This is a genomic window from Mesorhizobium sp. M7A.F.Ca.CA.004.12.1.1, from assembly GCF_003997835.1.
Lineage (GTDB): Bacteria > Pseudomonadota > Alphaproteobacteria > Rhizobiales > Rhizobiaceae > Mesorhizobium.
Window position 1 is genome coordinate 1 of record NZ_RZRK01001338.1, and the last position, 857, is coordinate 857.

Below are 857 nucleotides of genomic sequence, written 5' to 3' on the forward strand. Positions count from 1 at the left end.
ATCAGCACCCTGTCGTCGTGCTCGGCAAGTTGGATCTCTATGCGGGGATCGGGCTGGTCCTTCATAGCGTCCAGCGCATTCTGCAACAGATTGACCAGGATCTGTTCCAGCCGGATGCGGCTGGCCATGACCACCGGCGAGGCATTGCCGCGCGGCTTGACGATGGTCACGCCGGAATCACGGATGCGGCCCGACAGCAGCGACAGCGCGCCATCAATTGCCTCGCGCACCGGCAGCGGCGAAGCGGCAACCCCGGGTCGACGGGCGAAAGTACGCAAGGTGCCGGTGATCGCGCCGATGCGCTCGGTCATCGACACGATCGACGTCAGATTGCCGCTGGCCGGTTCGGTTTTGCCGGTTTCGAGAAAGCGGCCCGCATTCTCGGCATAGGTGCGGATAGCGGCGACCGGCTGGTTGATCTCGTGCGCCACGCCGGCGGCGATTTGGCCGAGGATGGAAAGCCGGTTGGCCTGGGCGAGGTCGTCGCGCAGCCGGCGCACCTTGGCTTCAGCATTCTCGCGCTCGGCGATTTCACCGGCAAGTGCGGTGTTGGAGCGGGTCAACTCGGCCGTTCGCGTGCTGACTCGGCTCTCCAGTTCGGCATTCATCCGCGCCAGCGCCTCCTGCCTCAGCCGTCGTGCGCGCTGGCGGCGGGTAAGCACGAAGGCAAGCAAGCCCATCAGCAGAAGCCCAAGCAGCGTGGTCAGGCGCGCCGTGTTGGCGGCCGATGAAAGAGCAGCGTCGGCGGGAGTGAGCAGCCAGAGACGCCAGCCAGGAACAGCAGCGGGCAAATCCTGCACCACCTCGACGAACTGGCGCGGTTTTCCCGCGTTGTCGATCGTCGCCAGGCCGTCACC

1 protein-coding gene is annotated in these 857 nt (G+C 65.9%); it reads right to left on the minus strand.

The window, feature by feature from the left end; all coding sequences use genetic code 11:
* Positions 1–857 (minus strand): histidine kinase dimerization/phospho-acceptor domain-containing protein (locus tag EN984_RS36235; RefSeq protein ID WP_281057391.1); only part of this gene is annotated, 857 nt, incomplete at both ends.